The organism is Nostoc sp. NMS7, from assembly GCF_017115085.1.
Lineage (GTDB): Bacteria > Cyanobacteriota > Cyanobacteriia > Cyanobacteriales > Nostocaceae > Nostoc.
This window is the reverse complement of the sequence record NZ_JABXKJ010000115.1, coordinates 1-7,319: the sequence shown is the minus strand read 5'-3', so window position 1 is coordinate 7,319 and position 7,319 is coordinate 1. Positions and strand designations below refer to the sequence as shown.

Here is a 7,319-nt window from a genome sequence, read left to right as displayed (position 1 = left end):
CTCTGATTAACTCAGCCCTGCTGGGTCTTTTTTCATGGCTTAGTCTAAACTCCAGGTTATGACTTTGAATCAGACCTGGATGAATCATTCTACAAACAACCTCTAGAATCCTTCCGCAAATCGGATTTACAGAAAAAACTGAGTCGATTAAAAGCTTTTAATTCCGAGGAAATTTCTCTAAATTTAATTGAGCGAGCCCAAATTTTGGCTGATGGTAATCCTCGGTTGTTGGAATGGTTAAATGATGAGGTGTTGTTAGGAGAAGATGCAGAAACAAAACTCGCTCAATTTGAAGCCAATCCTACTGAATGGCAAGGAAGAATAATTTGGGAAGAGTTATACGAGCAAATTGACCAAGACATTGAGCGAATACTCAGCCGATGTTTGGTATTTGAAATTCCCGTTCCTATGACAGCATTATCAGTAGTTTCTGGGTGTAATTCTGAAGATAAAAAGCAGTTGATTCGAGCGATTGAATTAGGTCTTATAGAAGTAAGTCCCGAACCAAAAGAATCAAATCGAATTTATCGAGTTTCCCGCATTATACCTCACATTATCCCCAATATCCGCCTCCCTGAAGCGCCACAAATATATTCTCTCTATCAGAAAGCTCATGAAAAATTACATCAGTTGTGGGGGAATAAGAAAAATACAAGTGAAGAAGAATGGCAAGAAATTTTTCGATTGAAATTCGCTAATAAAAACAATCCAGAACAATTCAGGCAAGGCTTTTCTCAGATGTTAGCAGTTCAATTTAACTCAGAAGCCGATAAAGCTTTTGAATCCGAATTGAGAAAATTCATCGATGACTTGGTAAAAGATGGACTATGTGAAGCTTTGGAAAACTATCTGAACCAAAAACAGTGGAAAGAGGCAGATGAGGAAACTGCCTGGATTTTCTACCAAGTCATGGTTAAAGAAAACTATAGAGATTGGCGCGATCTACTGAGGAATTTCCCCTGTGAAACTCTTAAAGAAATTAATCAACTCTGGCTGGAAAATAGTAACAATAAATTTGGCATCAGCATCCAGAAGAGCAACATTCACCATAGTCTAGGTGGGACGAGTATGTATACTGAGACAATACTGGAAAAGCTTTGTGAGCGCGTAGGTTGGAAAAATGAAAGGGGTTGGATGACTTACAGTGAAGTAATAAATGATGCAATCAAGCGTTCCACCACCGTAGCCACTGTGCAGAGACGGGAATTGCTTCCTGCAACTTTACCATTATTGATTTATACGCGTATGAATGGAGGGTGGATTAAGGTCGAGGGGAGTTTCGAGTGGGGTTTGGTGTTAGGTGTATTGCAGGGTTCGAGTGATTTTCTAGAGTTTGAGTAATTGTCTTCACGCGCGCGGAGACTTCTGAAAAGGTGTTGTGACTTGTAAATTGTCACATTTAAGGCTTTCAGAAATTTTAAAATATTTTTTACAACCTAAGTTTCCACGCAGTAATCAGCATTTCATCAATCCGATACCTGGTACTGGGGGGATATCAGCGATCGCCTGCAAGCTGATTGAATGGGAAACGCTAGGATGTTATCAGGCTGTTAAAACTTGCTTTGCTGCAACTTCCATCAGTTTCTCGTTGCTATCTCGCCCTTGTTTCAATTTGGCTTCTAGGGTATCGCAAAGAGACATCAGGCGATCGCACTTTTCTACAATGCGTTTTTGTTCTGCAAGCGGTGGAACAGATACAACAAATCCTCGGATTAATCCTAAATTCAAATTACCTTGTGAAACACCTTTCCCATAGGTATTTTTCTGAGAATGTTTATTGCCTATCGGTGAGTTAAGCCAGATTACTAAATAATAAGGATTTATGAATTCTTTGAATGGACGTAGCAATCCTAAACTTACATAAATTGCAAATTCTAATTTTTGATTAATAACAGCAGCTTCTCCAATTCCCGCACCAACTCGTGTCAAAAGTATATCTTCAAATTCTGGTTTTCGATTTTTGATATAGCCTTGATATGCTTCTTCAGAAACAAACTTATGATTGTTTGGCATGAAGGAAAAAGGCTTAATATTCTGAGATGATAAAAATATTCGCCCATGCTCGGTATACTTGGGTGTATAGTGAGTTCCATCTGTTATAAACTCACAAATATTAGCTAACCTTGCCCAACACCATGTATTTGGTATAATGTACTCTATTTCATTTTAAGTAATTGCAGGTAATAACTGAGTCTCTTTAACCTTCTTTTCTTGAATCAACTTTTCCTTATTAACCTTGATTCTTTCAAGCAACGAACTGGCAGATTCATCATTAGGATCTTGACGCACAAGTTTACCTTGCACTGCTAATTGCAAAATCGCCTGACGCAGTTTAGGGATTGTTTCAGGAACGCTGTAGAGTAGGTCAAAATCGTTGCAAATGCGCTGCCAGTGTTGGCGGAATTCATCGGGATTTTGCGAGGAGAGAAGTTGAGCGATCGCACTCTCATTCATCCTCACAGTACTCTCTTGCCTTTGCTGCTGCCGTTTTTCGATTTCGTCGCAGACGGAAAGCAGGCGATCGCACTTTTCTACAATACGTTTTTGTTCAGTAGTTGGTGGTAATGGAAAAATTGCTCTCCGTCCATCTTCTGTACCCAACCTTGGTAAATTTATACCGTAGGTTTTTGAATTTACATAATTTAAAAAATCAGGACGTTTTAAAACATACTTAATATACTCAGGAATTACCCCTTCGTATGGTTGTAACGGTACTATTTCTGTAGCACAAAATCCATCTGCATCAGCAACAACAACCTTATTTAAGTAAGGTCTTAATTTTCCATATAAAACATCACCCGCTTTAAATTGAGCTTTAGTACTCTTAGAATCTTTATCTGCAAATGTTTTTTTAGCAAGAATACGTGATGTATCTTTTTCAATATCTTCAAGGTCTAATAGCCAAGAATCTTCATGTATTTCATCTGGAGATACTTTTTTAGATCCGCTATAGTTAACTACCTCACCAAGACGAGTCCAAATCCAGTTTGAAGGAATTGAATGTAATAATTCATCATCGCTAATACTTAATAAATTTTCTTCCTTAAGTTTACCTTGAGAAATAAGGCTTTTACGTTGTTGAATAATATGGTTCATCAATAATGAAGCAGCGTCATCATTTGAGTCTTGAGGAACAAGCTTACCTTTGACAGCCAATTGCAAAATTATTTCCCGTAACTTTGCGATCGCATTTGGTGCATCAGTCAACAATTCAAAATTTTGAAAAAATGTATCTACTTTCATTTAAACGGATTCACAATTTCTAATTGACTATCTACCACCAACCCATCCTGCATATCTTCAGAATAGAGAATACTTGCTCCCGCAGCTAAAGCACAAGCAACAATTAAACTATCCCAAAAAGAAAAATTATATCGACTCCGAAGATTAGAAGAGTTCACTAAAATATCACGATTAAATGAAATAATGTGAGAACCTTTATAAAATGCCTCTATTAACTGTGTTATTTGTTGCTCAGTGAAAGAAGATTTTTTAATTAGATTTAGACATACTTCATTAATGACTTGTGTACTAATGATTACCCCTTCAGCATCAACTAGACGACAAGCTATATTGCGTTTGTTAATATCTTGATTATTCGCTAGAGCATAAATCCAGATATTAGAATCTAGAAAATAGCCATTCTCATAAATTGCAGTCATAAATCTCTTCTCGGTTCAAAGGAGGCCATTCAAACTCCACCGGATGCTCCATGAGTTCAGCAATAATATCTACTGCTGCTGTTTTTCTAACTTTTTTCATAACAATTACTTTGACAGACTCTCCATCTAGCTCTCCTTTATAAATTTCAGGAATTTGAATTACACCATCTTTGACAATACCTTGAAATTCTACTACTTCCATCTGCATAATCTAATCTCCAGATATTTTAATATATTTTGTTTCTATCTACTCTTCTATAGTTTTATCAACTTGATCATTCAACGCTTCCATTAATTAAAATTTCAACTTACTCCGCACCTCACCCAACTCCGTCATGAGTTTTTGATGATCTGCTAACATCTTATCTAAATCCGCGTCTTCTACATCAACTTTGTGAGGATTTTTAATATCTAGGTTGTAATTATTCGCCTTCAAATCTGCAATTGAAACCTGCCAAGCAAACTCATTTTCCTCGCGGTTATCCCACCATTCTTGCTCTGCTGCAAACTCCTCAAAGCGAATCGGCTTAGTTTTCGAGTAAGATTTATAACCTGCTGGGTAAGGGTGTTCATAATACCAAATCGTTTCTGTTGGTTCCCCTTTGGTGAAAAATAGCAGATTAGTTTTAATACCTGTGTAGGGACTAAATATGCCATTTGGTAAGCGGACAATTGTATGCAGATTGCAATCTTGCAGCAGTTTTTCTTTAATCCGCGTCTTTACACCTTCCCCAAACAGCGTACCATCTGGTAAAACTATTGCGCCTCTACCACCTTCTTTGAGTAAATGAGCAATCAGCACCAGAAATAAATCTGCCGTTTCTCGTGTGCGAAATTTAGCCGGAAAATTGTCCTCAATTCCATCTTCTTCCATCCCACCAAAAGGCGGATTTGTGATAATTACATCCACTCGTTCGTGAGGACTGTAATCGCGCAATGGTCGTGCCAAAGTATTATCATGTTCTGCTGACGGCACATCAATGCCATGTAAAATCAGATTCGTTACACAAAGGTTAAAAGGTAAGGGCTTTTTCTCAGTTCCGCGAATCGTCCGTTGCAGAGTTTCTGGGACATCAGCACTCTGAAAATTTTGGCGAATGTAATCAATTGCTGCCGTTAAAAAGCCACCTGTACCGCAAGCTGGGTCAAATACAATTTCGCCTAATTGCGGCTTGATTCTATCTACAATAAACTTTGTCACCGCACGGGGAGTGTAATATTCTCCAGCATTTCCCGCACTCTGCAAATCTTTGAGAATTTTCTCGTAAATTTCGCTGAACTGTTTTTTCTGGTCTTTTTTATTAAAATCAACTTCATTGAGCTTATTAATTACTTGGCGGATGAGAGTGCCATTTTTCATATAGTTGTAGGCATCTTCAAACACCTTACCAATCATCTGCCCACGCGCATCAGTTGCCGTCGTTCTCAGTTCTTTGAGGGTTTTAAATAAAGCATTATCTACAAAATCTAGTAAACCATCTCCTGTGATACCTTCGGAATCTGCTGCCCAATTTCGCCAACGCAATCCTTCAGGAATCGGAGATTTATAATTATCTTCTAACAGTTCATATTCTTCTTCACGGGCATCAAAAACTTTGAGGAAAATCATCCAAACTAACTGGTTAATGCGTTGCGCGTCACCATCAACGCCCTCATCCTTCCGCATGATATCTTGAATAGTCTTAATTGTAGTGCTGATTGACATTTTTATGGGTTTATGTAAATTATTCAATACTTCTTGGAATAGATTTCAAAAATCTACTCTATCGGTTCCATAAATCGAGTTCCATCCGACCGCTATTAGTTTCATCTGCGTATATTGACATTTCGAGACTAGACCTTATACTAAAGTTTGTGTTTCGACCAAGAGCAGTATTAATTACTTGGCTACTCATATCTCCAATAGAACAGCATATAAAATTTTCAGTCATCCACTGTGAAAATGGTCTAGCCATTTTATAAGCATGATACGCTGTAAAACTTCTTCTTGGACTAGATGATGAGTTAAAGATACCAGCGATCCGTTGTGCTGGAATTACACGAAGCCCTAAATCTAAAAGTTTATTTTTATACAAAAACTTTTCAGGACTATATATAAAATAGACGCTGGATGATGTTTGATTTAACATTCTATCCCACTGTGGTGGGAGTCTGTTGTTGCTTTCAGCATTTCTATTTTGTATTCTTCCAAATAATTCGCGATATTCAGATTTGTCAGAAAATTCTCTGTTACTATCTATGTATAGCCTTTTACTTTGAATTAATACAGCTTTATCTAATATCTGCTCATTAGGAAGATTTAAACGCAGTATTAAACCCAAATCTGCACCATGAGTTCCTTCTCCATGAGTTATATGCCTACAAGCTAAAGAAAGTGATGGATAGTTTGTTCTATTTCTCTCACGATTTATTCTTTTAAGATGTAAGCCTAGAATTTCTTCACTTCTCAAATAATTACCTAAATTACCATCTAGTGCTATCTCATTTGTATCAAATTGTTCTTCATAGAACTGAGAAAATCTTTGGTTGACATCATCAAAAAAACCTTTGAATTCTCTTAGCACTGTTTCATTATTCAACCAACAATCTGTTTGTGCCATAGATGATAATTCTCAAATGAAGTGATGAGGAATATCGAAGTCTATTTTTTAAGAGACTTTGTAGAGTTCGGTCGTTAATTCTATCACTGCTTGAAGATATTTTTGCTTACTCCCAAAAAGCTTGATAATCTCCAAAGGAGTGCCAATTTGGTCAAATGGTTTTACTTTTAAAATGTTGATATCTTCAATATCTTCAATTCCTTCATCAGCATACTTATCCAATAAAGCATTTAAAACCGTTCTGGCTTGTTCGCCATAGTTGCTAAAATAGTTACGCTTGCGGACATTGTTCGCCCTTTATCTGCGAGTTAGTGGCGGTTGGTCAAAGACAACATGACAAATTAAATCTAATGGGTCAAAATCCTTACCAATCTCTTTCTCTAACGCTTCCAAAGGTACACCCAACTCTTGTAACTCTTAAATAATAGCCTGCTTCTGCTCCGTAGAGTTCCATTTCTTCAAGAAAGCATCTAATGAGGCGTACTCCTGACTAACTGTTTTGCGAGTATAGTCTTTAATCGATTCCGTAATTAGTTTACCGTCTTTGCCGTAGTATTGCTCTCGAATAAAAGCAACAGACACCTCTTCATCTGCAATTACATACCTATCCCGCGTTTGCTTGCGGCTAATCTCGCCATCATCTATAACTACCTCATCGTCTCCAGCATCAGGCGGAACAATTGGATCAACTGGCTTAGGCTGATAAATTTGTACAGGATCGCCATCAAAATCAGGGTCAGCAAATAACTCTGTCGCTTTTTTAAAATCCATAATTGTGAAGAACATTTTCCCATAGTCTTCATCAATGCGAGTACCGCGACCAATAATTTGCTTAAATTTAATTGGAGATTGAATAATCTGATCTAAAACAATCAATTTGCAAGTTTTAGTATCAACACCCGTCGTCAGCAATTCAGAGGTATAGCAGTAGCCATATACGTTAGGACATATAATATGATTAGCAGTGTTAAATATGTAGCTGAAATCTTTGATCGATATTATGGCTAAATCCTATAGTTATGATTTACGTCAAAAAGTGATTCAAGCAATTGAACTA

The 7,319-nt window shown here is 37.2% G+C and carries 7 protein-coding genes and 1 pseudogene; 1 reads left to right on the top strand and 7 read right to left on the bottom strand.

Going from position 1 to position 7,319, the window contains the following annotated elements; all coding sequences use genetic code 11:
* Positions 1 to 204: 204 nt before the first annotated feature.
* Entirely contained in the window at positions 205 to 1,341 is a 1,137-nt protein-coding gene (locus tag HWQ38_RS12050; RefSeq protein ID WP_292793597.1) for a GUN4 domain-containing protein, read from the top strand.
* 201 nt (positions 1,342 to 1,542) lie between these two features.
* On the opposite strand, the gene HWQ38_RS12045 is transcribed toward HWQ38_RS12050, so the two are convergent.
* The 7 genes and pseudogenes from HWQ38_RS12045 to HWQ38_RS40435 form a co-directional block, all read right to left on the bottom strand.
* On the bottom strand, positions 1,543 to 2,148 hold the full coding sequence (locus HWQ38_RS12045; RefSeq protein WP_292793599.1) for a restriction endonuclease subunit S: 606 nt from the start codon (positions 2,146 to 2,148) through the stop codon (positions 1,543 to 1,545).
* Between the two features lie 18 nt (positions 2,149 to 2,166).
* Entirely contained in the window at positions 2,167 to 3,243 is a 1,077-nt protein-coding gene (locus HWQ38_RS12040) for a restriction endonuclease subunit S (RefSeq protein ID WP_292793594.1), read from the bottom strand.
* On the bottom strand, positions 3,240 to 3,662 hold the full coding sequence (locus tag HWQ38_RS12035) for a PIN domain-containing protein (protein WP_292793591.1): 423 nt from the start codon (positions 3,660 to 3,662) through the stop codon (positions 3,240 to 3,242). The genes HWQ38_RS12040 and HWQ38_RS12035 overlap by 4 nt, the downstream gene beginning before the upstream one ends.
* The gene (locus HWQ38_RS12030; RefSeq protein ID WP_292793589.1) at positions 3,646 to 3,870 is read right to left on the bottom strand and encodes a hypothetical protein; all 225 of its coding nucleotides are present in this window, start codon (positions 3,868 to 3,870) and stop codon (positions 3,646 to 3,648) included. The genes HWQ38_RS12035 and HWQ38_RS12030 overlap by 17 nt, the downstream gene beginning before the upstream one ends.
* Before the next feature lie 87 nt (positions 3,871 to 3,957).
* Positions 3,958 to 5,367 carry a class I SAM-dependent DNA methyltransferase gene (locus HWQ38_RS12025; RefSeq protein ID WP_292793587.1) on the bottom strand — a complete coding sequence of 470 codons (1,410 nt, stop codon included), beginning with the start codon at positions 5,365 to 5,367 and terminating at the stop codon, positions 3,958 to 3,960.
* Between the two features lie 58 nt (positions 5,368 to 5,425).
* Positions 5,426 to 6,262, bottom strand: a complete 837-nt coding sequence (locus HWQ38_RS12020) for a hypothetical protein (RefSeq protein ID WP_292793584.1) — start codon at positions 6,260 to 6,262, stop codon at positions 5,426 to 5,428.
* A gap of 48 nt (positions 6,263 to 6,310) precedes the next feature.
* Positions 6,311 to 7,183 (bottom strand): annotated as a pseudogene (locus HWQ38_RS40435) (type I restriction-modification enzyme R subunit C-terminal domain-containing protein); the annotation flags it as partial.
* Positions 7,184 to 7,319 lie beyond the last annotated feature (136 nt).

Excerpts from the sequence above, each read along its gene's own strand:
- HWQ38_RS12040 (WP_292793594.1), bottom strand. The coding sequence starts at position 3,243 with ATGAAAGTAGATACATTTTTTCAAAATTTTGAATTGTTGACTGATGCA.
- HWQ38_RS12035 (WP_292793591.1), bottom strand. The coding sequence starts at position 3,662 with ATGACTGCAATTTATGAGAATGGCTATTTTCTAGATTCTAATATCTGG.
- HWQ38_RS12030 (WP_292793589.1), bottom strand. The coding sequence starts at position 3,870 with ATGCAGATGGAAGTAGTAGAATTTCAAGGTATTGTCAAAGATGGTGTA.
- HWQ38_RS12025 (WP_292793587.1), bottom strand. The coding sequence starts at position 5,367 with ATGTCAATCAGCACTACAATTAAGACTATTCAAGATATCATGCGGAAG.
- HWQ38_RS12020 (WP_292793584.1), bottom strand. The coding sequence starts at position 6,262 with ATGGCACAAACAGATTGTTGGTTGAATAATGAAACAGTGCTAAGAGAA.